The sequence below is a fragment of the Pseudomonas sp. JV449 genome (assembly GCF_032424295.1).
Taxonomy (GTDB): Bacteria; Pseudomonadota; Gammaproteobacteria; order Pseudomonadales; family Pseudomonadaceae; genus Aquipseudomonas; species Aquipseudomonas marginalis.
The window spans coordinates 1-25,305 of the sequence record NZ_VYKD01000002.1 but is presented as its reverse complement, the minus strand read 5'-3'; the positions used below and the strand labels follow the sequence as shown (position 1 = coordinate 25,305).

Annotated in this window: 20 protein-coding genes and 3 rRNA genes; 8 read left to right on the top strand and 15 right to left on the bottom strand. The window is 60.3% G+C overall.

Annotated elements, in window-relative coordinates; translation table 11 throughout:
* Positions 1-263 precede the first annotated feature (263 nt).
* Complete coding sequence (locus F6S08_RS01350) at positions 264-509, bottom strand: DUF2789 domain-containing protein (RefSeq protein WP_065924680.1); 246 nt, start codon at positions 507-509, stop codon at positions 264-266.
* A gap of 33 nt (positions 510-542) precedes the next feature.
* Positions 543-2,147: a glycosyltransferase family 39 protein gene (locus F6S08_RS01345; RefSeq protein WP_065924679.1), complete on the bottom strand. Its 1,605-nt coding sequence runs from the start codon at positions 2,145-2,147 to the stop codon at positions 543-545.
* 180 nt (positions 2,148-2,327) lie between these two features.
* Between F6S08_RS01345 and F6S08_RS01340 the strand changes: the two genes are divergently transcribed.
* Both F6S08_RS01340 and F6S08_RS01335 read left to right on the top strand, forming a co-directional pair.
* Positions 2,328-4,490, top strand: a complete 2,163-nt coding sequence (locus F6S08_RS01340; RefSeq protein ID WP_074848300.1) for an outer membrane assembly lipoprotein YfiO — start codon at positions 2,328-2,330, stop codon at positions 4,488-4,490.
* Positions 4,487-5,191 (top strand): DUF3142 domain-containing protein, encoded by a 705-nt coding sequence (locus F6S08_RS01335; protein WP_074848298.1) that lies wholly within the window; start codon positions 4,487-4,489, stop codon positions 5,189-5,191. The genes F6S08_RS01340 and F6S08_RS01335 overlap by 4 nt, the downstream gene beginning before the upstream one ends.
* Positions 5,192-5,389: 198 nt before the next feature.
* Here F6S08_RS01335 and F6S08_RS01330 read toward each other — a convergent pair whose 3' ends face one another.
* From F6S08_RS01330 to F6S08_RS01290, 9 genes are all read right to left on the bottom strand, one after another.
* Positions 5,390-5,968 (bottom strand): hypothetical protein, encoded by a 579-nt coding sequence (locus F6S08_RS01330; protein WP_065924676.1) that lies wholly within the window; start codon positions 5,966-5,968, stop codon positions 5,390-5,392.
* 106 nt (positions 5,969-6,074) lie between these two features.
* Positions 6,075-7,520: an efflux transporter outer membrane subunit gene (locus tag F6S08_RS01325; RefSeq protein WP_137212684.1), complete on the bottom strand. Its 1,446-nt coding sequence runs from the start codon at positions 7,518-7,520 to the stop codon at positions 6,075-6,077.
* Positions 7,517-8,572, bottom strand: coding sequence for an HlyD family secretion protein (locus F6S08_RS01320; RefSeq protein ID WP_137212683.1), 1,056 nt, complete (start codon positions 8,570-8,572; stop codon positions 7,517-7,519). Before F6S08_RS01320 ends, F6S08_RS01325 begins: the two co-directional genes overlap by 4 nt.
* Positions 8,573-8,587: 15 nt before the next feature.
* Complete coding sequence (locus F6S08_RS01315) at positions 8,588-10,123, bottom strand: MFS transporter (RefSeq protein ID WP_065924673.1); 1,536 nt, start codon at positions 10,121-10,123, stop codon at positions 8,588-8,590.
* Between the two features lie 235 nt (positions 10,124-10,358).
* Positions 10,359-11,279 carry a LysR family transcriptional regulator gene (locus tag F6S08_RS01310; RefSeq protein ID WP_027608061.1) on the bottom strand — a complete coding sequence of 307 codons (921 nt, stop codon included), beginning with the start codon at positions 11,277-11,279 and terminating at the stop codon, positions 10,359-10,361.
* Positions 11,280-11,338: 59 nt separating this feature from the next.
* Positions 11,339-12,187: an ABC transporter permease gene (locus tag F6S08_RS01305; protein WP_065924672.1), complete on the bottom strand. Its 849-nt coding sequence runs from the start codon at positions 12,185-12,187 to the stop codon at positions 11,339-11,341.
* A 12-nt stretch (positions 12,188-12,199) separates the two neighbouring features.
* The gene (locus F6S08_RS01300) at positions 12,200-13,051 is read right to left on the bottom strand and encodes an ABC transporter ATP-binding protein (RefSeq protein ID WP_065924671.1); all 852 of its coding nucleotides are present in this window, start codon (positions 13,049-13,051) and stop codon (positions 12,200-12,202) included.
* 1 nt (position 13,052) lies between these two features.
* On the bottom strand, positions 13,053-14,078 hold the full coding sequence (locus F6S08_RS01295; RefSeq protein WP_065924670.1) for an ABC transporter substrate-binding protein: 1,026 nt from the start codon (positions 14,076-14,078) through the stop codon (positions 13,053-13,055).
* A gap of 14 nt (positions 14,079-14,092) precedes the next feature.
* On the bottom strand, positions 14,093-14,986 hold the full coding sequence (locus F6S08_RS01290; protein ID WP_065947098.1) for a TauD/TfdA dioxygenase family protein: 894 nt from the start codon (positions 14,984-14,986) through the stop codon (positions 14,093-14,095).
* 266 nt (positions 14,987-15,252) lie between these two features.
* Here F6S08_RS01290 and F6S08_RS01285 point away from each other — a divergent pair, with 266 nt between their 5' ends.
* The 5 genes from F6S08_RS01285 to F6S08_RS01265 all read left to right on the top strand — a co-directional run bounded on the left by F6S08_RS01285 (position 15,253) and on the right by F6S08_RS01265 (position 21,850).
* Positions 15,253-15,960 (top strand): GntR family transcriptional regulator, encoded by a 708-nt coding sequence (locus F6S08_RS01285; protein WP_065924668.1) that lies wholly within the window; start codon positions 15,253-15,255, stop codon positions 15,958-15,960.
* Positions 15,961-16,298: 338 nt separating this feature from the next.
* A complete protein-coding gene (locus F6S08_RS01280; RefSeq protein WP_065924667.1) occupies positions 16,299-17,057 on the top strand; it encodes a DUF3050 domain-containing protein in 759 nt (252 codons plus the stop codon).
* Positions 17,054-17,992: a diiron oxygenase gene (locus tag F6S08_RS01275; RefSeq protein WP_137212681.1), complete on the top strand. Its 939-nt coding sequence runs from the start codon at positions 17,054-17,056 to the stop codon at positions 17,990-17,992. The genes F6S08_RS01280 and F6S08_RS01275 overlap by 4 nt, the downstream gene beginning before the upstream one ends.
* A complete protein-coding gene (locus tag F6S08_RS01270; protein WP_315871178.1) occupies positions 17,989-21,366 on the top strand; it encodes an amino acid adenylation domain-containing protein in 3,378 nt (1,125 codons plus the stop codon). Before F6S08_RS01275 ends, F6S08_RS01270 begins: the two co-directional genes overlap by 4 nt.
* Before the next feature lie 19 nt (positions 21,367-21,385).
* Positions 21,386-21,850: an SRPBCC family protein gene (locus F6S08_RS01265; protein WP_169899940.1), complete on the top strand. Its 465-nt coding sequence runs from the start codon at positions 21,386-21,388 to the stop codon at positions 21,848-21,850.
* Between the two features lie 38 nt (positions 21,851-21,888).
* On the opposite strand, the gene F6S08_RS01260 is transcribed toward F6S08_RS01265, so the two are convergent.
* Positions 21,889-23,769: a methyl-accepting chemotaxis protein gene (locus F6S08_RS01260; RefSeq protein ID WP_027608051.1), complete on the bottom strand. Its 1,881-nt coding sequence runs from the start codon at positions 23,767-23,769 to the stop codon at positions 21,889-21,891.
* 101 nt (positions 23,770-23,870) lie between these two features.
* Here F6S08_RS01260 and F6S08_RS01255 point away from each other — a divergent pair, with 101 nt between their 5' ends.
* Positions 23,871-24,056: a hypothetical protein gene (locus F6S08_RS01255; RefSeq protein ID WP_315871177.1), complete on the top strand. Its 186-nt coding sequence runs from the start codon at positions 23,871-23,873 to the stop codon at positions 24,054-24,056.
* 89 nt (positions 24,057-24,145) lie between these two features.
* On the opposite strand, the gene rrf (F6S08_RS01250) is transcribed toward F6S08_RS01255, so the two are convergent.
* The 3 genes from rrf (F6S08_RS01250) to F6S08_RS01240 form a co-directional block, all read right to left on the bottom strand.
* Positions 24,146-24,261 (bottom strand): 5S ribosomal RNA (gene rrf, locus F6S08_RS01250).
* 109 nt (positions 24,262-24,370) lie between these two features.
* Positions 24,371-24,486: ribosomal RNA gene (gene rrf, locus F6S08_RS01245) — 5S ribosomal RNA — on the bottom strand.
* Between the two features lie 152 nt (positions 24,487-24,638).
* Positions 24,639-25,305: ribosomal RNA gene (locus F6S08_RS01240) — 23S ribosomal RNA — on the bottom strand; the annotation flags it as partial.

Sequence of the window (25,305 nt, the reverse complement as noted above, 5' to 3'; positions counted from 1 at the left end):
ATATGGTGGAAGGATCGGATTGCGTCAAGTTTTGAAACAATTTAGCGGATGGGTGGAGCGATTCAGTGGCAACACCGCAGGACGAATGTGGGAGAGGGCTTGCCCTGATGCCACTCAGTTAAGCCTACATCGCCTCCTGTAGGAGCGAGCTTGCTCGCGAAAAACGTCAACGATAACGCGTGCTTCCTGAATGAACGCGGCGCCTAGATTTTTTTACTGCTCACCTTTTTTTTTTACAAAAACACAATTTCCAAAAGATTTTTTTACACCCCTCGCCCACCCCGCAACATTAGATTCAACTCATCCACCACTTCCGCCCAATCGGCATCGTCCAAGATTTCCTCGCGCAAAAACGCTTTCTGGCTGTCGGTCCAGAAAAACGCATCTGCCAATTTGAGATCCGGCTTGAGTGGCGAATGGGTGGTCACAAACTGATCAATACTGACCGGGTCATCCGGCAGCCCAAGCTGTTTGAACAGTGACGGCAAGCTGTGCACAGGCGATTCCATGACGGGCTCCTGAAAAAAGGTATTTAACCGAGTCTAGCGGCAGGCCTCGGGTTGTGGTGGCGGCACGTTGCACAACACGAACAAACGCGCCCTGGCACCACCACCGTCCTGGCGACTGAGTTCGCGCCAGCCCTGGGGCAGTGGCGCGAAATCGTCCGGCGCTTCGTTGCTGCTGATCAGCCATACGCGGCGGGTGTCGGCGGGCAGTGCCGACAGATGATCGAGGTAGATGCGCCCGCCGTCCTGGTCCACCAGGGTGCCGAAGCCGTAGGCGTTGGGCCGGGTCGGCGTGCCATCGGGCCTGGGCGGGGTGTAGAGCTGCAGTTGGGCGTCGGTCTGGTCGTAATACACATAGCTGAGGTACCACATCATGTCGCTGAGGACGATGCGGTCGTCTTCCTGGTAATTGCGATTGACGAACTCCACCGGCACGTTGAATTGGTCGTGCTCATCCACCGTGAAGTTGTTTTTGAGGCCCACCAGCTCCACGCCGACAAACAGCACGAACAGCGCCGCACCCAGCAGCGACAAGCGCGCAGGCAGGCGGTCGATAGCCATGGCGACAAGGATCGGCAAACCCAAGGCGTACACCGTAAGGTAGCGCTCGATAAACACCGGGGAGATAAACGATACCCCGTAGACCAGCAACAGCGGCAGCAGGAAAAACAGCGCCAGCAGGCAAGCGGGCCGATGGCGTTCGCGGTCTCGCGCGGCAGTCATCACGACCACGGCCATCAGTAACAGCGGGACAAACCAGAACAGCGGTGGCCAGAAGCCGATACCTTCATCCTGTAACACGAACTGCCAGACCATCGAAGGCAGGGAAAACAGGCTGACCGGTTCTTCCCAGCCTATGTCCCCGCCTACCTTGAGTTGTTCGACGTGCTGCACCAGGTCCAGCAGGTTCGGCAGCCACGGTACGTACAACAGCACAATCGCGGCATTGGCTACCCACCAGGCCGGGCGTGCGATCAGCCGTCGGCCTCGCGGCTGCGCCTGCCACAGTACCCCCAGGTAAGCCCAATGCACCAGCACGCACAGGGCGGTGAAGTAATGGGTGTAGAAACCGGCGCTCATCAACGCCACATACATGGCCAGGTAGCGCAGCCGCTCGGGCTGGCGCACCCAGTACACCAGCGCCAGCGTCGCCCCCAGCAGCCACACGCCCAGCAGCGAATACATGCGCACTTCCTGGCTGTAGCGCACCGCCGTGGGCAGCAGCGCCAGCAGGATCCCCGCCAGCACGGCAGCACGCCGGGTAGACAGTTGCCGTGTCAGCCAGACACCCAGGCCCACGGCAACCACGCCGGGGATGGCACTCATGCCACGAATCGACCAGATGCTGTCGCCGAACAGCTCGATCCAGCCGCGCAGCATGAAGAAGTACAACGGCGGGTGCACATCATGAGCGGCGTGAAACCACAGGTCCGCAGCGGCGTATTCACTGAGCAGCAGGCTGGAGCCCTCGTCGCCCCAGATCGCCGCCGAAGTCAGGCGGTAAAACCGCAGGGCCATGGCCAGCCCCAGGATCGGCACCCACCACAGTCGGCTCAGCCAACCGACGCGTTCCCACGTAAGACGATTGAATGCGGGCAACGCCCCGACCTTTTCGTTTTGCTCTACCACAGACCGGCGCACCTCGATTCCCCCCGCTGTTGCCTTGAGTGCCTCAGCGCAAACACCGCCACTCTAGGACAAAAGCACCCGGTTCGCTTCTGGAATCGGACAAATCAGCAATTTGTGTAGGGCTTCACCGAAGCGCCCGCAGGAACACGCTATGATTGCCGCCCTCCAAGGACCCAGGATCAAGGACACGTCATGCGCATCGGTTTTCTCTCCCCCCTCGCACTGGCCCTGCTGGCCGGTATTTCCCAGCAGGCCCAGGCCAGTTCCGACGATTCGTGCTACCCCGATTGGCGTGTCTCGCGTGACAGCCTGGACCCTTGTAACAACGTGCCGTTCCTGAGCCCAGGCAATGACAGCCGGGCCAACCTGCGCCTGTTGCTGGCCGACAAAAAGGCCGCGCCGTTGGCGCCCAAAGCGTTGAGCGAAGATGACCTGGCCCAGGGTTTCGGCCCGGTGCCGTTCCCGGTGTATCGCCTGGCCGCTGCCTCCAGCGCAGAGACTGAGCCCGACTCGGACGATTCGCCTACCGCCGAACTCGACACCCTGCTGACGCCCCTGGGTATCAAGCGCGAGGAATACAAAACCGCTGGCGAAGCGTTCCTCAATGGCGAAGGCAGCCGCTGCCGCAGCAACGACGATGACAGCGCCACGGCGTTTATCCGCCAAGTGGTCAAGGCCGACATGCCGGCGGACGAGCGCGCGCTGCTGGCAAAGGCGCGGCTGCAACTGCTCACCACCTGCACCTGGGATGGCCCGGTGATCGCCGAAGCGCAGCAGATCCAGTCAGCCGGCGGCCAACTGTTTCGCACCTACCTGCAAGCCGCCGCCGATTTCTACAGCGGCCGCTTCGCCGAGGCCGCGCAAGGCTTTGCTGGCGTCGGCAGTGCACAGTCGCCGTGGCTGAAGGAAACCGCGCTGTACATGACCGCCCGCACAGCGCTCAACCAGGCCCAGGCCAACACCTATGACGAAGACGGCGTACCGCACCTGGACCGTGTGGATAAGCCCGCATTGGCCACGGCCGAGCAGGGTTTCAACGCCTACCTGAAAACTTACCCACAGGGCGAATACGCGGCCTCGGCCCACGGTTTGCTGCGCCGGGTGTACTGGCTGGCCGATGACAACACCCAGCTCGCCGACGCGTTCGCCTGGGCACTGACGGCCACCGACGAACAGCGCAATGTGTCTGAGGATGAGCTGGTAGAAGAAGTTGACCTCAAGCTGTTGATGGTCAACAGCGATACCGTCAAGACCCCGATGATTCAGCTCGTCAGCGACCTGATGGTGATGCGCGGCGGCAACCAGCCAGCCCTCAGCCGCGCCGACCTCGAGAAGCAAAAGGCCGCGTTCGCCAGCGAGCCAGAGTTCTATGACTACCTGCTGGCTGTGTGCGCGCTGTACATCGAGCATCAACCGGACGCTGCCTTGAAGCAGTTGCCGCAAAGCGTGCCGTCGAGCCTGAATTACTTCGCCTTCAGCCAGCAGACCCTGCGCGCCCTGGCCCTGGAAGCCAAGCAAGACTGGAAAGGCGCCGAGGCCTTGTGGCTGCAATTGTTGCCACTGGCAAAGCTGCCGTTGCAACGCGACCAGTTGGAGTTGGCACTGGCCATGAACTACGAGCGCAGCGGCCAACTGGCCAAGGTGTTCGCCAGCGATTCGCCGATCAGTGCCAGGCAGGTGCGCTACATCCTGCTGCGCAACGTTGCCGGGCCTGAACTGCTGCGCCAGCAGATCGCCCAGGCGAGCGATCCGCTGGAACGCCAGACCGCGCAATTCGTGCTGCTCTACAAAGACCTGCTGCGCGGCCAGTTCGCCACGTTCGCCGAGGACCTCAAGCAACTGCCGGCCCAGGCCCCCGAGGACAAGCTGGGCACCAGCCTGGGTTATGTCTACAGCGCCAGCCAGACGCTTAAGCTGTTCCAGTGGAACGGCGACAAGGCCGAATCCGGCTACGCCTGCCCCAGCATCGCGCAAACCGCAGCGACCTTGCAGACCGACGCGAAGAACCCCCAGGCCCTGAACTGCTTCGGCGAATTCATCCTGCGCAACAACCTGGACGGCATGCCTCTGGAGCAGGCCCGCGCCGCCGGCAGCCTGGGCAGCACCGCCTCGGACTTCAAGGGTGAAACCTTCTCGCGGCTCGACGGTTACCAACAGGTCATCGGCAACGCCAAGGCGCCGAAAAACGACAAGGCCTACGCCCTGTTCCGCGCCATCAACTGCTACGCGCCGGCCGGCTACAACAGCTGTGGCGGCAAGGACGTCGAACCCGGTGTGCGCAAAGCCTGGTTCCGCCAGCTGAAAAGTGGTTTCGCCGACACCCAGTGGGGCAAATCGCTGCAGTATTACTGGTGAAACACCTGTGGCTGGGCTTGCTGTTGCTGGCAAGCCCGGCATTCGGTGCCGTCGATGCCCGCGACTACGACGCCTTCTGGCTGTGGAGCGGCGTCACGCCGCAGCCGGTACTCAAGCAGGCCAAGACCCTGTACATCCTCCAGGGCCAGATCAACGCCACCCGCCGCGCGCCCCAGCGCGGTGTGCAGCTGATCGCCCAAGGCATCAGCGTACCGCGCCTCACCCGCGGCGACGTCTGGGTGGTCTACCGCGCCCACACCCTGCACTGGCCCGAACAGGTCTATACCCAACTGCTCGGCCAGGTACAACGCTGGCGCGACGCAGGCAACCCAGTGGTCGGCATCCAGATCGACTTCGACGCCCGCACCCAATACCTGCACGAATACGCCGACTTCCTGCGCGACCTGCGCCAGCGCCTGCCGGCCGATCTGAAACTGAGTATCACCGGCCTGATGGACTGGAGCAGCAACGCCGACCCCACCGCCATCAGCCAGCTCAAAGGCGTGGTGGATGAGGTGGTGGTGCAGACCTATCAGGGCCGCCAGAGCATCCCGGATTACGCGGCATATTTGCCACGGATGAACCGGATGGGGCTGCCGTTCAAGATCGGTTTGATTCAGGGTGGAGAGTGGGAGGAGCCGGGGTACTTGCAGGGGAGTGAGTGGTTTCGGGGGTATGTGGTGTTTTTGCAAAACCGTTGACATGAGTGTCAACCCTGTGCAGGAAAGTGTCCTCTGTCCGCGGACAGAGGACACTCGCTTTTGGAGCCCCATGAAAAGTCAAGACATCGTCATCCTGTTCAAACTGATCAGCCTGGAACTACAGGAAGGTTGTTCAACGCAAGACGTTGTCATCTTTATGCTTTTGCAGTCTTAAAAAACACTGCGCCCTGAGGACAATCACGACAGCCCTTGCTCGTGAAACGCCCCTATAAAGCCCAAGCTCCACATGCCCAGCCCGATAACGATCCAGATTGCGTTAGCCCAAGTCAGGCGATTGTTCGCCTCGCCATCTGTGTCGCCCTCGATCAGGTTCACCGCGCCTTGCACCTGCACGAACAGCGCTACCTGCACGATCATCAAGCACACGCTCAACTTCATTGCCGTCATGGCGGTGACGAAAAAAACGTAGGTAAAGGGTAACAACCCACACGCAATAAGCCCCAGCGCCATGGCTCGCGGCCACCAGCGGTACGGCGTACCGTCAAGCGCCAGTTTCTGCCTGATTTTCATCACCAGCGAATACAGAAAAAACACCGAGAAGAACGCTCGCACCAGCGGCAACACCTTTGCGCCAGTAGCCCGCCGATAGCAGGCCCACTGCTGGTAACACCAGTAGAAGAGATAAAAACCTTGGGACAGCAACACCATCAGGACCAGCTTGCGCGGCGCGACCACGAAGAATGTAGGTTGGATGGCGGAGACTGGAGTGCGCAGATCAGCTTGTGGAGGCGCGTAGGGGTTTTCGATGACAGACATCGGAAAGACTCACAGGTAATAATCGGACTGAAAGCTTAACGATCAAGGTTCACCAAGGTTTAAGGCAGCAAAAATCAAGAACGGTCCTACATCGGATACTCCAATTTCAATGCTGAGCCATTGCCACTGGGTAGACCGACTCCCACCCGCCCCCCAACGCCTTGTACAACCCCACCATCGCCAACGACACCCCGGTAGAACTCTCGACCCACTGCTCCTGCGTGGCCAGCAGCGCGCTTTGCACGGTGAGCACGTTGACGAAATCCACCACGCCTTCAACGTATTGGTGCTGTGCGGTGGTCAGGGCGATCTGGTTCTGGCGCACGGCTTCGGCGAGGCTGTCGCGGCGCAGCTGGCTGGCGTTGTAGCGGGTCAGTTGGTCGTCGATTTCATGCCAGGCACGCAGCACCGTTTGCTGGTAGGCCAGGGCCGCTTCCTGTTGCTGGGCTTCGCGCAGGTCCAGCATGCCTTGCAGGCGGCCGCCGCTGAACAGCGGCAGGCTCACTTGCGGGCCGAAGGCAAACGCACGAGAGCCCCAGGAGCCGAAATCCGACAGTTGCATGGCCTGGGAACCGAGGCTGCCGGACAAGGTAATACGCGGGTAAAAATCGCCCTTGGCCACGCCGATGCTGGCGGTGGCGGCGTGCAGGCGCGCCTCGGCCTGGCGGATATCCGGACGGCGTTCGGCGAGCTCCGACGGCAGGCCGATGGCGACCTGGCGTTGGGCCTGCGGTACGGCGGCGTCCTTGGACAATTGCGCGTGCAGAGCCTGGGGTGGCTCGCCCATCAACAGGCTGAGGGCGTTGATCAACTGGTCCTGGCGTTGCTGCAGATCCGGCAGCCGCGCTTCGATGGCGGCGACCTGGGCGGCGGCTTCGGCGACATCGAGGTCGGTGGCCACGCCGTCAGCCAGGCGCAGTTGCGAGAGCTTGAGGCTGTGGCGGGCGACGTCGAGGTTTTGCTCGGTCACCGCGCGGGTATTTTGCACGCCGCGCAGTTGGATGTAGTCCTGGGCGGTCTCGGCCAGCACCGATAACAGCACGGCGCGGCGGTCGTTTTCCGCCACTTGCAGGGTGGCATCGGCGGCTTCGGTTTCGCGTTTGACCCGACCCCAGAAGTCCAGCTCCCAAGACGCCGAGAACCCCGCGTCCCACTGGTTGAACGCGGAACGCCCGTTTTCGCCGGAGGGGTCGTTCAAGCCTTTGCCGCTGTTGCGTTTGCGCTGGTAGGCACCCGTGGCGTCGACAGTGGGATAACGCTCGGCGGTGGTCACCTGGCGGACCGCACGGCTTTGTTGCAGGCGGCTGCTGGCCAGCTTCAGGTCGAGGTTATCGGTCAGCGCGCGGCGAGTGAGGGCCGACAGTTGCTCGTCGTGGAACACGTCCCACCAGCGCTCTTGCAGCGGATCACTCACTGCTCGGCTGGCGGCTTGTCGCCCTTGAGGTTCGCTCCACCGCGTGGCTTGCGGCGTGTGCGGGCGCTGAAAATCCGGCCCGACAGTGCAGGCACTCAGGCTGATAACACTCAGGGTGAACCAGGCAAGGTGTCTCATTGCTGGGCCACCTCACGCTGCTTGACCGGCTGCGTGTCGACGCTGGCTTCAACCGACATGCCGACCCGCAGGCGCTCGGTCAGCGGTTGGTTGGGTTCGAGGACGATTTTTACCGGGATACGCTGCACCACCTTGGTGAAGTTGCCGGTCGCGTTGTCCGGCTTGACCGATGCGAAGGTCACACCCGTCGCCGGTGCGAGGCTCTCCAGGTGGCCGTTGAGCAACTCCCCGTCGAGGCTGTCGACCCGCACCTGCACGGCCTGGCCCGCGTGCATATGGGACAGCTGGGTTTCCTGGAAGTTGGCGACCACGTAGGCCTCGGCCAACGGCACCACCGCGAGGATCTTGCTGCCCGGGGTCACATAGGCCCCGACCCGCACCGCACGCTCACCAACCATGCCATCCACCGGCGCGACGATGCGCGTGTAGGACAGCTGATAGCTGGCCATTTCCAACGCGGCCTGGGCACGCTTGAGTCCACCTTCGGCTGCATCGCGCTGGGCCGTGAGGATTTCCACCTGCTTACGTTCGGCCGCCAGCACCGCGGTGGCGTTGGCCAGGCGCGCGTTGGCCTGGTCGATGCGGGTCTTGGCTTGCTGGGCGTTCTGCACGGTACCCGCGCCCACGCCGGCGAGGTGGTTGTAGCGGTTCAGTTCATGTTCGGCGAAGGCCACTTCGGCGCGGTCTGCCGCCACGGTGGCCTGGGCCTGGGCGATCACCGAGGTTTGGCGCTCCAGGGTCGCGGTGGCGTTTTTCAGCTGGGCCTGGGCGACCAGGGTGTCGGCGTCGGCGGCCTGGGCGGCGGCGCGAAAATCGCGGTCGTCGATCAGCGCCAACAGTTGGCCGGCCTTGACGCGCTGGTTGTCTTCCACCAGCACTTCCTTGATAAAGCCCGCCACACGTGGCGCCACCAGGGTGAAATCGGCGGCGACGAAGGCGTCGTTGGTGGCCTGGCGCTTGTTGCCCAACAGGCCGGGCGCGACCAGGTACACCAGCACCCCGACAGCAAACACGGCGATAACGGAGACGGCGATTTTGTCTTTGCGTTTCATGGGAAGTCCTTGTGGCTAGGTCGGTGCGCGAGGCGGAAAAATCCGCGTGGGCATCCAGAAAATCAGCAGGATCAACGCCACCGCGACAGCGGCCATGACGTAATAGAGATCCGAAGAAGTCAGCACCACGGCCTGCTCGTGCAGGCGGTGGGCCAGGCCCGGCGCATCGCCGTCGGCCAGCGGCGAGTTACCCAGGCGGTCCACCAGCATGGTCGAGTGAAAGTGCAGGCGCTGGGTGGTCAGCGCATCCAGCACGCCGGTGGCAATCACGGCGGCCAGGCCTTTGACGGTGTTGAACCAGGCCGAGGCGAACGGCCCATCCGCCGGTTGAATGCTGCCGGTGGAGAGCATCAACAGCGGCAACACGGCCATGGGCTGCCCGAAGATTTGCAGCAGGTACAGGCCGTAGAAATCGTCGCGAATCCACGCCGAGGTCAGGTGCGCGCTGCCCACGCAACACAGCACCAACATCCCCAGCCCGATCCCCAGGACCCAGCGGCAATCGACCCAGCGCAGGTTGCACAACGCCGCCACCAGCGGCAGTGCGATCAATTGCGGCAGCGCCATCAGCAGCATCACCGGCGCGGTTTGCAATGGGCGATAACCCTGGACCTGGGCGAGGAAACTCGAGGGGATGATGATCACCGAGGTCAGCACCATCAGCACGCCTGCCAGCACGATCAGGGCAAACGCCAGGTTGCGCAGGCCGAGCATCTGCAACTTGAAGAACGGCATCGGGTGCGACCATTCATTGAACATGAACAGCACCAGCAGCACGCTGCCGCCGCACAGCAGGAAGGTGATCAGGCCCGACTCGAACCAGTCCAGGCGATTGCCCTGCAGAATGCCGATCACCAGCATGCAGATCGCCGGAAAGCCGAGCAACAGGCCGCGCCAATTGAATTGCTTGAAGCGCTCCAGGCGCAGCGGGTCTTGCGGCAAGCCGTAGGCCACGGCGGCCATGGCCAACAGACACGGCCCGACGATCTGCCAGAATGCCCACTGCCAGCCGACATATTCAGTCCACAGTGCCGCCAATGGCGTGCCAAGGCTCGGCCCGAAGGTGGCGGTAAGTGCGTAGCCAGCCAGACCATACAGCTTGACGTTGGCCGGCAGGAAGCGCAGCGCCACGGTCATCAGCATCGGCGGTAAGGCACCGCCGGCCAGGCCTTGGACGGTACGCAGCAGCAGCAGGCTTTGGTAGTTCGGCGCAAACGGGCACAGGATCCCCAGTGCGGTGAACAAGCCAATAGCGCACAGGGTGAAGCGCCGCAGGGAAAACGTCACCGAACACCAGGGCGCAAAGGCCATGGCCGACACGGAGGTGGCCGTGTACGCGGCCACCAGCCAGGTGCCTTCGTCAAAGCCGATGTACAGCGCGCCGCGAATATCCGCGAGGGCCACCTTGGTGACCATCTCGTTGAGGCCGGACACCAGCACCGCGAGCAACACGCCGACCAGGCCGATGATGATGCGCGGGCCAAATACAGGCGGGGTGATGGCGGTGGGTCTGGCTGCGGCCGCAAGGGTGGGGGCAGCGAGGGAAGTCATGAACAGGCAGCTCGGGATTAGAAATACCCGAGCAGTTTAATCAGGCACATGCATGACAAAAAGTTACTTATTGGCAGCTTATAACTGCACCACACACAATCCTGAAACCGGCACAAATCTACATGTGGGAGGGGGTTTACCCCCGATTGCTGTGTGCCAGACACAGATTTTCTATCTGATCCAACGCAATCGGGGGCAAGCCCCCTCCCACATTTGCCCTGTGTACGCTTGATGTTTAGGTGGGTTGAGCTTCCAGCCAGGTGGCGTGGCAGCTCTCACGCATCGTCTCGCGCAGCCACTTATGAGCCGGGTCTTTGTCGAAGCGCGGGTGCCAGGATTGGGCCAATACCAACGTCGGCAGCGAGATCGGCAACGCAAACGCGCGCAGTGGCAGCTTCAAGCGGTTGGCGCTCAACAGGGCTTCCTTGGGCACCGGCAGAATCAGGTCGGAATCGGGCAACATGAACATCGCACCGTGAAACCCCGGGGCGATCATCGCCACCCGCCGCTCCAGGCCCTGGGCATTCAACGCGGTGTCGATCGGCCCACGGGCGATGCCACGCCGCGAGATACTGATATGGGAATAGCTGGCGAAGCGCGCGGCGGTGATCTCGTCGTCAAACAACGGATGGTCCTCCCGCGCGAGGCCCACGAAGGTGGTGGAAAACAGGTTCTGCACCTTCACTTCCGGGGTGACCGGCATGGTGTTGCTCACGCGCAGGTCCAGCCGCCCTTCACGCAGCGCTTCATCATCGGTGTCGCCTTCGGGTACGAAACACAGCTCGCACAGCGGCGCCATGCGCTCCATGGTGTCAAACAGCCGACCGCCATACACGCCGATGAAAAAGTCATTGGCGCGCACACTGAAGCGACGGCGCAAGGTGCTTAAATCAACCTGATCCGCCGAGCGAAACAGCAACGCCGCCTGCTCCACCACGTTGCGCACCTGGCCTTGCAACTGCAAGGCCTTGGGCGTCGGCACCAGGCCGCGACCGGCGCGCACCAGAATCGGGTCGCCTACCGCTTCGCGAATACGTGTGAGGGTACGGCTCATGGCCGCCGGGCTGAGGTTCATCCGCCGCGCGGCGCCCACCACGCTGCCCTCGTCGAGCAAGGCGTCGAGGGCGACCAACAGGTTCATGTCGGGTAGTTGCATGCCAAGCACTCGTGATCAGTCGGGAGTGAGCTGGCCGCAATCGTAGCAGGCTGGGTGTATCAGCGCTGCATGCCCCAACGCTTCACGGTGAGCCGCTCGAAGGTATCAAACACCAGGTTTTCCACCAGCAGGCCGATCAGGATCACCACCGCCAGGCCGGCGAATACCTTGTCGGTGTACAGCTCGTTGCGGTTCTGGAAGATGTACCAGCCCAGACCGCCCTTGCCGCTGGTCGCACCGAATACCAGCTCGGCGGCGATCAGTGTGCGCCAGGCGAAGGCCCAGCCGATTTTCAGCCCGGCGAGGATAGACGGCAGTGCGGCCGGGATCAGGATGAACAACACGAAACGCATGCCCTTGAGGCCGTAGTTGCGACCGGCCATGCGCAGGGTTTCGGACACGCCGAGGAACCCTGAATACGTGTTGAGCGCCAGCGCCCACAACACCGAATGCACCAGCACGAAGATCAGGCTGTTCTGGCCCAGGCCGAACCACAGCAGCGCCAGCGGCAATAACGCAATGGCCGGCAGTGGGTTGAACATCGAGGTCAGGGTGCTCAGCAGGTCACGGCCCAGTTGCGTGGACACCGCTAGGGTGGTCAGGGCAAACGCCAGCACGATACCGATCAGGTAGCCCTTGATCAGCACCACCAGCGAGATGCTCACCTTGCCCAGCAGTTCGCCACTGAGCAGGCCGTCATAGAGCGCGTGAAAGGTCTGCAGGAAACTCGGCAGCAGCAGGTCGTTGTTCTGGTAGCGCGCGACGGCTTCCCAAAGGATCGCGAGCACGATCAGGATCAGGCCCTTGCGCAGCCAGCCTTGCTGCCACAGGCGTTGGCGCAGGGGCAGTTCGCGTTCAATGGGGACACTGAGCAGCGGCTCAAGGTTGATTTCGTATTCCTGGCGCATTGGGTTGTCCCCTTAGTAAGCGATGCGGATGTCGGCGAAACCCAACTCACGTTCGGCCTCGGGCGCTTCATCGAACAACAGGCGATGAATCCGCCGCGCCGACGCCTGGAACTCCACGCCACCGAGGCTGTGCAAGTCGTATTGATGGCTGTGGATTTCCGCGCGCACGCGCCCCGGATGCGGCGACAGCAGCAGGATGCGATTGCCCACCACCAGCGCTTCTTCGATGGAGTGGGTGACGAACAGCAGGGTGAAGCGCACTTCTTCCCAGAGCAGCAGCAATTCTTCCTGCATCTTGCGTCGGGTCAGGGCGTCGAGGGCGGCGAAGGGTTCGTCCATCAGCAGGATCTTCGGCTGCATGGCCAGGGCGCGGGCGATGGCCACGCGGGCTTTCATACCGCCGGAAAGGGTGTGCGGGTAAGCGTCGGCAAAGGCGCAGAGGCCGACTTTGTCGAGGTAGTGCAGCGCCCGTTCTTCGGCTTCGCGACGCGGCAAAGTTTTCGACGCCAGCAGCGGAAACATCACGTTCTGTTTGACGGTTTTCCATGGCGGCAGTTGGTCGAATTCCTGGAACACCACAATGCGGTCCGGGCCTGGTTGTTCGACCTTTTGCCCCAGCAGGCGGATCTCGCCTTCGCAGGGCTTGATAAACCCGGCAATGGACTTGAGCAGTGTGGATTTGCCGCAACCCGATGGGCCGAGCAACACGTAGCGATCCGCCGGGTCGATCTCGAAGCTGACTTGGTGAGTGGCGCGCACCACGCGCTCGGGGGTGCGGTATTCCAGGCTGACGTTATCCACCGCCAGCAATGGTGCGGCGGTGTGCAGGTTGCTGGCCGTGTGGCCTTGCAAGGGCGCGTTCATCTCAACTTCCTTGCAGGGGCTTGGCATCCTGGAAGAAGTAGTCCTTCCACGATTCAGGCTTGTTTTTGATGGCGCCGACGCGGTAGAGGAATTCCGCCAGCGGGTAGGTGTTTTTTGGCGTGACGCTGAATTCGAACTGCGGGTTGTCGATGATTTTCAGCAACTCGGCGCGGTCGATCTTGGCCTTGGTGACGCGAATGTAAGTGTCGGCCGCAGCGCCTTTATCGTTCTGGGCGAATTGCGCGGCTTCGGTCAGCGCCTCGACAAATGCCTTGTAGGTCTTCGGGTTGTCGTTACGGAATTTCTCGGTGGCGAACAGCACCGTTGGCGAGTTCGGCCCCAGCAGGTCGTAGGTGTTCAGCACCACATGCACGTTAGGGTTGGCCAGGGCCTGGTCCTGGAACGGCGGGTTGGAGAAGTGCCCGGTCAGTTCGGTGCCGCCGGCGATCAGGGCAGCGGTGGCATCCGGGTGCGGGACGGCGACGGTGTACTTGTCGAGGCGATTGAATTCCTTGTCGCCCCATTGCTTGGCGGCGGCGTATTGCAGGAAGCGCGACTGCACCGACACGCCCACCGCCGGCACGGCGATACGGTCCTTGTCGGTGAAGTCGGCAATGGTCTTGACCTTGGGATTGTTACTGACCAGGTAGTAGGGGAAGTTGCCCAGGGAGGCCACGGCCTTGACGTTCTGCTTGCCATGGGTGCGGTCCCAGATGGTCAGCAGCGGGCCGACGCCGGCACCGGCGATATCGATCGAGCCGGAGAGCAGTGCGTCGTTGACCGCTGCGCCGCCGGACAGCTGGGTCCAGTCGACCTTGATGTCGAGACCTTCCTGCTTGCCGTATTTTTCGATCAGGTTCTGGTCGCGCACTACGTTAAGCAGCAGGTAGACGATACCGAACTGTTCGGCGATGCGGATCTCGCCTTCGGCCTGCGCAGCCGTCGGCGCCACCAGGCTGCCGGCCAACAGGCTGACACCGAGGCCGACGGTCGCGGCCAGCCGTGCAAATGGGGTTTTCCTGGACATGGTCATGCTCCGAATCAGAAAGGCGCGTCGCCCTGGATGGTGGTGCGAAACAGTTTGCGGCGCAGATGGCTCGGGCAACCGGCGGCCAGGTGGATCAGCGAGCGGTTGTCCCAGAACACCAAGTCGTGGGGCTGCCATTGGTGGCGGTAGATGTTGTGCGGCAGCACACTGTGGGCGTAGAGCTGGGCCAGCAGGTCGCGGCTTTCGTCTTCCGGCAGGCCGACGATGCGGGTGGTGAAGCCTTCACTGACGAACAGCGCCTTGCGGCCGTTTTCCGGGTGGGTGCGCACGATGGGGTGAACCACTTCCGCGACTTGGGCAAGCTGCTCGGGCGTCAACGTCGGGCGCCAGTTGCCTTCGAATTTGGTTTCGCTGTAGCGCGCGGTATAAGAGTGCGCGGCACTGCGGCCTTCAACAGCTTTGCGCAGGTGCTCGGGCAGTTGGTCCCAGGCTTTGTGCATGTCGGCAAACAGGGTATCTCCGCCTTCCGACGGCAGCTCCTGGGCGTGAAGCATCGAGCCCAGGCTCGGCAGCTCTTTATAGGACAGGTCCGAGTGCCAGAATTTGCCTGCGTCACCCAGGCCTATGGATTGGCCGTTTTCGATGATGTTGGAGACGATCAGGATTTCCGGGTGGTTGGCCAGCAGGAACTGCTTGAGCACGTGGATCTGCAGGACGCCAAAGCGGCGGCTGAAAGCGATCTGTTGTTCGGGGGTGATGCGTTGGTCGCGGAACACCACGACGTGGTGATCCAGGTGCGCGCGATGAATGCGGGCGAAATCCTGGTCGTTGACTGGCCGGGACAAATCCAGGCCGACAATCTCGGCACCGACGCTGCCGGGCAGTGGTCGAATCTCGAACGTTTGGGCGGCAAGGGTCGCTGTTGGAACAGTAGAGGTGGCGGACATGAGTTCACTCCCGGTCAGACAGGAGAGTGACTTTATAGATATAAGAACGGCAATTTAAATACCGTTAAAGAATATCTATATGCGGTAATGTCGCAACACGTCAGTGGCGTGTCAGACTCGGCAAAACCCGCGCGTGGGCCGCCGGAGCCGCGCGTTGAAACGCTTACAAGCCGAAACCGTGCCCGTTTGACAAGCCCTATGGGCAGCCTCTAGTGTGCATTGGATCCAATTAGCACCCCTATTTTAATAAGGAGGATAGCGTAACCGTGACGCAGAAGCCGAATCCGTTGAACAGCATCAAGATCACCGGCCCTATTCCCGCCCATCTTGCTCGCTCCGTGATTGAAGAAACCTTGCGCAATGCCATCCTTGATGGCCGCTTGCCCTGCGGTACCGCCATGCGCCAGCAGGAGCTGGCCAGCCTGTTCGGGGTCAGCCGCATGCCGGTGCGTGAAGCCTTGCGTCAGTTGGAGGCCCAGTCACTGCTGCATGTAGTCACCCACAAGGGCGCCGTGGTTGCACCGTTGATCGAAGACAATTCGGCTGAGACCTATGAGCTGCGAATGTTGCTGGAGTCTGAAGCCCTGCGTTTGTCGATTCCCTTGCTGACCGAAGCCGATATCGCCGAGGCAGACACGCTCATCTTTGCCCTGGAACAGGAAAAAGACTACACCGAGATTGGCCGTCTCAATCGCCTGTTCCACATGACCCTGTATGGCAAGGCCCCCAACCAGCGACTGCTCAAGCTGGTGGAGCACGGACTGAATGAGGAGGAGCGCTTCCTGCGTTTCAACCTCGAGGCGATGGGGCTGGGCGAGACTTCCCAGGAAGACCACCGTGAACTGCTTAACCTGGTGGCACAAAAGAAGGTCGAGGAAAGCATCCTGACGCTGCGTAATCACTTGATGCGCGGGATGGAAGTGATCACAACCTATCTCAATGACCTGGACGCCGCCGCAAAGAAGACGCTCTAACAAGGCGTCAGGTCGCTCGGCTTGCCCGTCGAGCACTGCGGGGTGCCCTACCTGGCCAAGTAGCGCCCCGCGCAGAAGAAACGTCCCACTCTTATAAAGTAAGTTACCGACAGCTTATATTATTTAGAAAAACATCTGATGCATTCATATACTCGCCAACTTGTTTAACCCGCTTATTATCTTTCATTACTAAATCAGCCACTTAATTCGACCGTGCAGCCCCACTTGCGTGAGCGCGCGTGCGCGCAAAGCCTGGTTTACATCTTTCTTATCTTTTTGCGGCATACAAAAGCCCAACGTTGTTTTAGCGGCGACGCAATAATTTATAGGCATCAACTATGTACCCACCTTTACTGGAACAAAGAAAACGGCTGTTGTGCAGCCATCCGTTATTTCTGGAAATAACTTCGCTGGAAAAGTTACGACTATTCATGGAAAACCATGTATTCGCTGTCTGGGACTTCATGACGCTCACCAAACGCCTGCAGCAGGACCTGACCTGCACTCGCCTACCCTGGCTGCCACCGGCCGACCCGCAAGCAGCACGCTTGATCAATGAGATTGTGCTGGGCGAAGAATCAGACTCACACCCCAGGCAAGGCCATTGCAGCCACTTCGAGTGGTACCTGGAAGCCATGGTCGAAGTCGGCGCCAGCACCTCGGCGATACACCGTTTCATTGCACTGCAGCACCAGGGCGTGGAAGCAAGCACGGCCCTGCGCATGGCCGATGTTCCTGCTGGGGCCGCGCGCTTCGTCAGCGCCACGCTGCACATTGCGCTGCAAGCCCCTACCCATTGCGTAGCAGCTGCATTCCTTCATGGGCGTGAGCGTGTCATCCCAAGTATGTTCGAACACCTCCTGCAGCCCGATACGCTCATCCATCGCCAGGCACCAGCCTTGTGTGGCTACTTCAGGCGCCACATCGAGTTGGACACTGAGCATCACGGGCCAGCAGCTGAAGAACTGCTCGAACGCCTGGTGGGTGCAGACCCGGCTTATCCGCAACAGGCCCATGACGCAGCCCTTGCCGCCGTAGAAAGCCGTATCACGTTCTGGGACGAGGTGCGCGCCGCGCTGCACGAGGTACACCCATGAATACCGCCGGATACACCACCATCGCCGACGACTGGGAACGCCGCGCCACCATCCGAACCCGCCCTCGTCGCCTGTTGGAAGACGACGACAAGCTGATCTACCCACTGTGCCGTCAGCCCTTGGTACTCAACGCGACCTTCATGGAACATTGCTCGCAATGGCGCGACTTCGTGCTGGTGCAAAGCTTCTATAAGTTCATCCACGATGTGGTGATTTTCGAAACCGAAATCGTCGACAAGACCGCGCGCAGCATTGCCAAGAATCGCTTCTCGCTGCCCTTCCCGCTTGCCTGTCGCGTTGATGCGATGACGGTTGTGGTGGACGAGGACTACCACGCCTTGGTGGCCCTGGATTTCATGCAACAGACTGTCACAATGACGGGCATACAACCGATTGACCTGCCCGGGCATATCGAACTGAGTCGCGCGCTGCCGGCGGCGCAGGCGCAGGCTCCGGAACACCTGAGCGACGCTGTGGAGCTGATTGGCGTAGCCATCGCCGAAAACACCGTGACCCACGATGTCGCAGCGTTTTCCAAGGACCGCAGTGTCAAGGCCTCCATACGAGGCTTGATGGACGACCACCTGTTTGACGAAGGTCGCCACGCGCAGTTCTGGACGCGGCTGGTGCGCATCTACTGGCAAGCCGCGAGCCCGGATGACCGTGACAGCATCGCTCACGTACTGCCGACATTCCTGACGCATTACCTGACCAACGACCTGCAGAAAAACTTCGACCTGCGCCTGATCGAACACCTGGACATCAGCGAGCGCCTGCGCGGTGTGCTGCGCGATGAAATATCAGCGCTGGCGTTCCCCATCACCCGCCAGCACCCGTTGATGGGCAATATCATGGGCTTCCTGCAACACAGCGGCTTGCTGCAAACGCCGAGTGTGGGGCAGGTGCTGAGCGACTACCTGTCGGTGTCGCCATGAGGTGCCTGACCATCGGCTGGTGCGGCACAAGCAAGGCACTGGGCGAAATCAGGCCAATGCTGGAACAGTACGGCCATGTTTCAGGGGATGAGGCCACCGACCTGTGGATTGAAGACGGCAGCCTGCCGTTGCCGGATGACGTGGGCGAAACCACCTGTATAAGTCTGCGCCTGGGGATTGGCCCGTTGAGCGACGGTGGGTTGTCTGCGCTGCAAGTGCGCGCCTATGACCATGGCCGACGCTTGTTCGCCGTGCTGGACATCGCCGAGGAGCCCAGTGGCAACGGCCAGCGACTGCGTCGGCAGGCAACAACCGCGCTGGTGGATTGGGTCGCACTGCTAGTCAGTGGCTTCTCACGTGACCCCGAGTCTCTCTCTACACGCGCGATTGCCACTGACTGGCCCGAGCACGGCCTGCACGGGCTTGAGCCGTTGGCATTTATGCATCGATTCAATCGTACGGCAAACCCTGCCCTGATCCAGGAAGCCCAGGTACCGGTGATCGAACGGGTGCAGGCCAGCCTTGTCCTGTTCGCCGTCCGGCCGGCGCTGAACATTGCGGGGCACACCGTGACCTACCGCCAACTGCACCTACAGGCCATGGCGATTCAGCTGCGATTGCGCCCGCTGCTGGAGGCGCTTGAGGCGCCACCGGTGATCGGTGTATGCCTGGAAAAATCCGTGGAATTGTATGCCAGCATTCTTGCCGTACTGGGCAGTGGCGCGGTGTACCTGCCACTGGGACCTGATCAACCCACACAACGCCATCGGGCCATGCTCGAAAACGCTGGGGCCCACGTATTGCTGGATGCCGGCCAACATCCATTACGGGAGTGTTTCATTTCACTGGATGTCAGCACAGTCGAGGCGCACAACGCCAACTCCTCATCCTCGCTGATGCACGATCGCCCCTGCTCGGATATGCCGTGCATGGTGCTCTATACATCGGGCAGTACGGGCCAGCCCAAGGGTGTGCTGCTCAGCCAAGGTAACCTGGCGCATTTCACCGCTTGGTTCGGGTCCTGCATGACACTGGATGAACGGAGCCGCGTCCTGCAGTTTTCGCCCTTGGGTTTCGACTCGTCATTGATCGAAATCTTCCCCGCCCTGATTGCCGGCGCCGAGTTGATCGTACCCAGTGAGGAGCAGCGACGCGACCCTGGGCAACTGGTGGAATTGCTCCGCCGAAAACGCGTCACTCATGCCTTCCTGCCGCCTGCGCTGCTCAACATCCTGCCGCCGGATCCCCCCCTCGGCCTAACGCATCTGCTCACCGGTGGCGATGCCTGCGAACCCCATGTAATCGAGCGGCTGGCAGGACGGTGTCAGTTGCACAACCTCTATGGTCCCACCGAAACCACGGTACTGATTACGCACCGGACGTTCGCCCCCGATGACAATAATCGTAATGTCGGCTACCCCATCGCCAATAGCCAGGTGCTGATCCTCGATGACGATCTGCAACCGGTGGATGAACAGGTGATGGGCGAGTTGTACATCGTCGGGCCCGGAGTGAGCCTGGGGTATGTGAATGCGCCGCGGCAGGCTGACAGCCCGTTCGTCGAACTGCTGGTGCCGGGCGGCCAAAGGCTGCGGGCCTACCGCAGCGGCGACTTCGCGCAGTGGACCGCCGCAGGGATTGTGCTGGGTGGGCGTCGCGACGATCAGGTAAAGATCCGCGGCTTTCGGGTCGACCCCCGGGAGATTGAACAATGCCTGCGCAGCAACAGGCTGTATCGCGAGCTGGCCGTGGTGATCGACCATGAAAGCAGGATCTGCGCCTTTGTCGCCCAGCCCGAACTCAACGCTTCGCTGGTGGCCTTGCAGCAGCATGCGCGCCAGTGGCTACCGGACTACATGCAACCTGGTTTCTGGGTGGAACTGCCAGCCATGCCGCACAGCGACAACGGCAAAGTCGACCGCAAGGGGCTGCTGTCGCGCCCCTTCCTCCCCATTTTGCAGGCCACTCCCGGCGCCGCGCATACGCCGCTTCAAGCGCGATTGAGCGACCTTTGGGGTGAGCTGCTGGGCTTGCCCACCCGCCAGTTGCCCATCGATGAAAGCTTCTTTGCACTGGGCGGCCATTCGATTTTGCTGTCGACGCTGTTGTTGCGCGTTCGCGAGCAATTTGGCCGTAGTTTCGCGTTGAGCCATTTCATTGAAGTACCGACTATTCGTACGCTCGCAACGCTGATGGAGGATGGTGAACTGCCAGACGCATCCTCTGCCCAAGCGGCCATGGACGCTCAACGGGAGTGGGAAATCAATCCGTTGCAAGGGGACCGCGCAGGCAATCCGCACAAGGTGATCGTGACGGGGGCCAACAGTTTCGTCGGCGTCCATATTGTCGAGGCGTTGTTGAACGCCGGTGCCACCGAGGTGGCGTGCCTGGTGCGTGACTTGCCGGGGAGTCCTGCGATGGCTCGTTTTACCCAGGCGTTGCGTGACTACCAACTGGAACATCTGGACTTGAGCCGCGTACGAGTATTCGCCGCCGATGTCAGCCTGCCGCGATTGGGTTTGGCCTGTGACGCGTATGACGCACTCGCCGCAGACTTTGGCGCGCTGGTGCACAACGCAGCACGGGTCAACCACGTGCTGGACTACGCCTCACTGGCCAGGGACAACGTCGACCCCATATTCGAATGCCTGCGCCTGTGCGAAACCCGCTGCAAGAAAGTCTTCAACTTTGTATCCACGTTGTCGGCCGCCAGCAGCATCGGCACGACGGGGCATGTGCTCGAAGCTCCGGCGGCAGCCACCCTGCCGCTGTACATCCGAAATGGCTACAACCTGTCCAAGTGGGTCGCCGAGCGGGTCCTGGGACGTGCAGTGGAGCAAGGAGCCTGGGTGAACATCCATCGCCCTGGAAATATCAGCTTCAACAGCCATAACGGTATCTGCCAGCCACAAAAGAATCGCCTGATGTTGATGCTCAAGGGGTCGCTGCAGTTGGGCTTGCTGCCGAGGTTGGACCTGAATTTCGACCTGATGCCCGTGGACTTTCTGGCTCGCTTCATTGCGTTCCACTGCAATCGCTTTCAAGCCGATAGAAGCGTATTCAACCTGCATAACCCACAACCACTGAGCTGGGAGCACTACCTGGATGCATTCAACCGGGCGGGCCACCGGTTCGAGCGGGTCAGTACTGCGCATTGGCAGCAGGCGCTGCGAACGGTAAGCCAGGACAATGCGATGTTTGGTGTACTCGGGTTTTACCTTGATCGACTGGATGAAGATATCGGTGACACCTCGATGATCCTCCATGACAACGCGCAACGCGGCGTTCAGCAGATGGGTGAGCAATACCCCGAAAAAGACCCGGCACTGCTGAGTAAAGGCTGCAACTACCTCAAGGCCATCGGCTTTCTTTGAATAGCTTCAGGACAACTTCATGAAACCGCTGCAACCCGATACGCTAATTCATAACCCGAGCGGCCACCCGATAGTGTCCTCTGTGGTGATCGACTGCCATGCCAACCGTCTATGGAACATAGTGGGGCAGTTTGCAGGCTTCGATGCGTTCATCCCTTCCTTGACGCATATCGAAATGACCGGCACCGGAGTGGGCGCTTTACGCACGAAATTTTTCCGCGATGGCAACCGCGTCGTAGAACAGCTCAATAGCCGGGATGAGCAAGCGATGCACATGACCTGGACCACGATCTACAACACCCTGGGCGTGGCCAGGTTGTGGGCCGCAATCAAAGTGGAAGCGCTTGGAGCACACTGCTCCAAGGTAACCTGGACCATCATTGCCGACCCCCTGGAGACGGCGCAGGAAGGATTTGAACAGTTTGTACAAGGCTTCGCAGACAGCGCGCTGGACAATGTTCGCCGCTTGCTGGGTAAGCAGTAGGAGCGAACCGGCTCGCTCCTACTCGTACACTCAGCGGCTCAGATCTTGAAGCTGTCGACCAGCTGCTTCAACCGATTGGCCTGTTGCGACAACGCATCGCAGTCTTTCAGGGTTTCGTTGAGGTTGGTCACGCCCTGCTGGTTCAGCAGGTTGATCTGGTTGATATCGACGTTGAGGGTTTCCACCACGGCAGTTTGTTCCTCGGTGGCCGCAGCGACGGACTGGTTCATGCCGTCGATCTCGACAATTCGCTGCGTTACGCTGACCAGGCGCTCACCGGCCTGGTTGGCCACCTGAACACTTTCCTCACTGGAGGTCTGGCTGGCATTCATGGTGGTCACTGCTTCACGCGACCCCACTTGCAGCGAAGTGATCATTTTATGAATCTCCTCAGCCGACTCCTGGGTACGGTGAGCCAGGTTACGCACCTCGTCGGCGACCACGGCAAACCCGCGTCCGGCTTCCCCGGCACGTGCTGCTTCAATCGCAGCGTTCAGTGCCAGCAAGTTGGTTTGCTGGGAGATGCCTTTGATCACATCAAGGATGTGGCCGATATTGTCGGTGCTGGCGTTCAGGGTTTCGATCTGAGTGCAGGACAGGCTGATTTTCTGCGACAGCTCCGACATTGCCAGGATGGTTTGCTCGACCACTTTACGCCCATCATCAGCCTGCTCGCTGGCACCGCTGGCGTGCTGTGAAGCATCGGCGGCGTTACGCGCGATTTCCTGGGTGGCAGCCCCCAGTTCGTTGATTGCGGCGGCCACGCTGTTGGTGCGTGCGCTTTGCTCATCAGAACCGATGATCGAGGCGTTGGATGACGCCATCACACGCTGAGACAGGTCATGCACCTGACGTGTTGCAGAAGACACTTCGGAAATCGAGGCGTGGATACGCTCCACGAACCGGTTGAACGCACTGCCCACTTCACCGAACTCGTCTTTACTGGTGACCGTCAAGCGGCGGGTCAGGTCGCCCTCACCTTGGGCAATGTCCTGCATGGCAATACCCATGGTGGTCAGGGGCCGCAGTAACACTTGAATTAGCAGGCTCAAGAGCACGGCAATCGCGACTACGGCGATCAGCATGGCGATCAATGCAGACGTACGGAATTTGCCCAGCGGTGCGTAGGCTTTGTCTTTATCAATCGACAGGCCGATATACCAATCTGCCCCGGGCAAGCCGCTGATAGGTGTGAACGACAGGATGCGATCCTGGCCCTTGAGAACTACGTCCTGATTAACTTTCTCAATACGGACGTTAGTGCCTGGGTAGATGTCCTTGAGGTTTTTCATCACCTGGTCTTCGTCAGGACTTACGATGACTTGGCCGTCGCCGCTGACCAGAAACGCATGGCCGATGCCGCCGAAGTCCACCGAATTGATGATTTTCACCAGGGTTTGCAGGCTCAGGTCTCCGCCGACCACGCCGAGCAACTCGCCGTTCTTTTTCACCGGCATAGCGATAGTTACGATCTGCCCACCCACGGCGGCCATATAGGGCGGCGTGAGCATGGGTTTATCCGCAGCCACGGCTTGCTTGTACCAAGGACGCTGACGAGGGTCGTAGCCGTCAGGCATTTTTGCGTCCGGGCGCTGGGTGAACACACCGTTGGTTTGGCCAACGTAGGTGAACTGGAAGTTCGAGGTGAACGCCGGTTGATCGACCAACCCTGGAAGATCAGCAGCACTACCCTGATGGGCAACGTTTTGCGTCAGACTTTCGAGCACCAGTATTCGACCGCTAAGCCAGTTCTGCACACTACTCGCGGTGAGCTCACCGGACTGCTGGATAGACGACTCCAGATTCTGTTTGATGGTGCTGCGCTGCAGGTAATCGTTGTAAAGCGTGAATAACGCGAAGGCCAGAACCACAACGCCTGACGCGGCCAACAGAATTTTATGACTGAATTTGAGATTCATTTCATCGACTTCTTTTTGCCAAATGGGGGTGAGCGTGCCGAGAGGAACATTCCATGTAACGGTATAGGCGGCGTTTCGGGCCGCTCTATTTCGGTGCACGCATGGCTCATCAAGCTTTCGGCCAAGCTGAAGGAAAGCTTAGGGAATTGTGGGATGAATCGCCCTTTTACGTAGGAAACCGACCAAAGGTTGTCGTACAAGATTTAGAAGTAAAAATTCTTCCCTACTACCTGCGTCGTGCTCTTAAAGCAGGTCAGTACCATGAACATGATTTTGGAGTTGGGTAGGCGTAGTTGCGGCTCGCTTACAGAGTTCATAAACCCTCTAAACGACAAAACCCCTGTCTGCATGAGCAGACAGGGGTTCTGGAATTTAATCTTGACGATGACCTACTCTCACATGGGGAAACCCCACACTACCATCGGCGATGCATCGTTTCACTGCTGAGTTCGGGATGGGATCAGGTGGTTCCAATGCTCTATGGTCGTCAAGAAATTCTGTGTACCGGAGCGTTGCTTTAGCAACGTGCCGATGAAATTCATGGACTTCTACATAAACGAAACCCCTGTCTGCGTTAGCAAACAGGGGTTTCGGAATTTAATCTTGACGATGACCTACTCTCACATGGGGAAACCCCACACTACCATCGGCGATGCATCGTTTCACTGCTGAGTTCGGGATGGGATCAGGTGGTTCCAATGCTCTATGGTCGTCAAGAAATTCGGGTACTGAGTCGTGGCCAGCTGGCCTCGCTTCAGCAAATTGGGTATGTGACAGCTTTCGGTGTTTTGTGAAATCTCGAACTTTCGGTTCATTGCGTCTTCACACACCGCAATCTGGCCTTTCGACGCAAATTGCTTGGGTGTTATATGGTCAAGCCTCACGGGCAATTAGTATTGGTTAGCTCAACGCCTCACAGCGCTTACACACCCAACCTATCAACGTCGTAGTCTTCGACGGCCCTTCAGGGGACTCAAGGTCCCAGTGAGATCTCATCTTGAGGCTAGTTTCCCGCTTAGATGCTTTCAGCGGTTATCTATTCCGAACATAGCTACCCGGCAATGCCACTGGCGTGACAACCGGAACACCAGAGGTTCGTCCACTCCGGTCCTCTCGTACTAGGAGCAGCCCCTCTCAAATCTCAAACGTCCACGGCAGATAGGGACCGAACTGTCTCACGACGTTCTAAACCCAGCTCGCGTACCACTTTAAATGGCGAACAGCCATACCCTTGGGACCGGCTTCAGCCCCAGGATGTGATGAGCCGACATCGAGGTGCCAAACACCGCCGTCGATATGAACTCTTGGGCGGTATCAGCCTGTTATCCCCGGAGTACCTTTTATCCGTTGAGCGATGGCCCTTCCATACAGAACCACCGGATCACTAAGACCTACTTTCGTACCTGCTCGACGTGTCTGTCTCGCAGTCAAGCGCGCTTTTGCCTTTATACTCTACGACCGATTTCCGACCGGTCTGAGCGCACCTTCGTACTCCTCCGTTACTCTTTAGGAGGAGACCGCCCCAGTCAAACTACC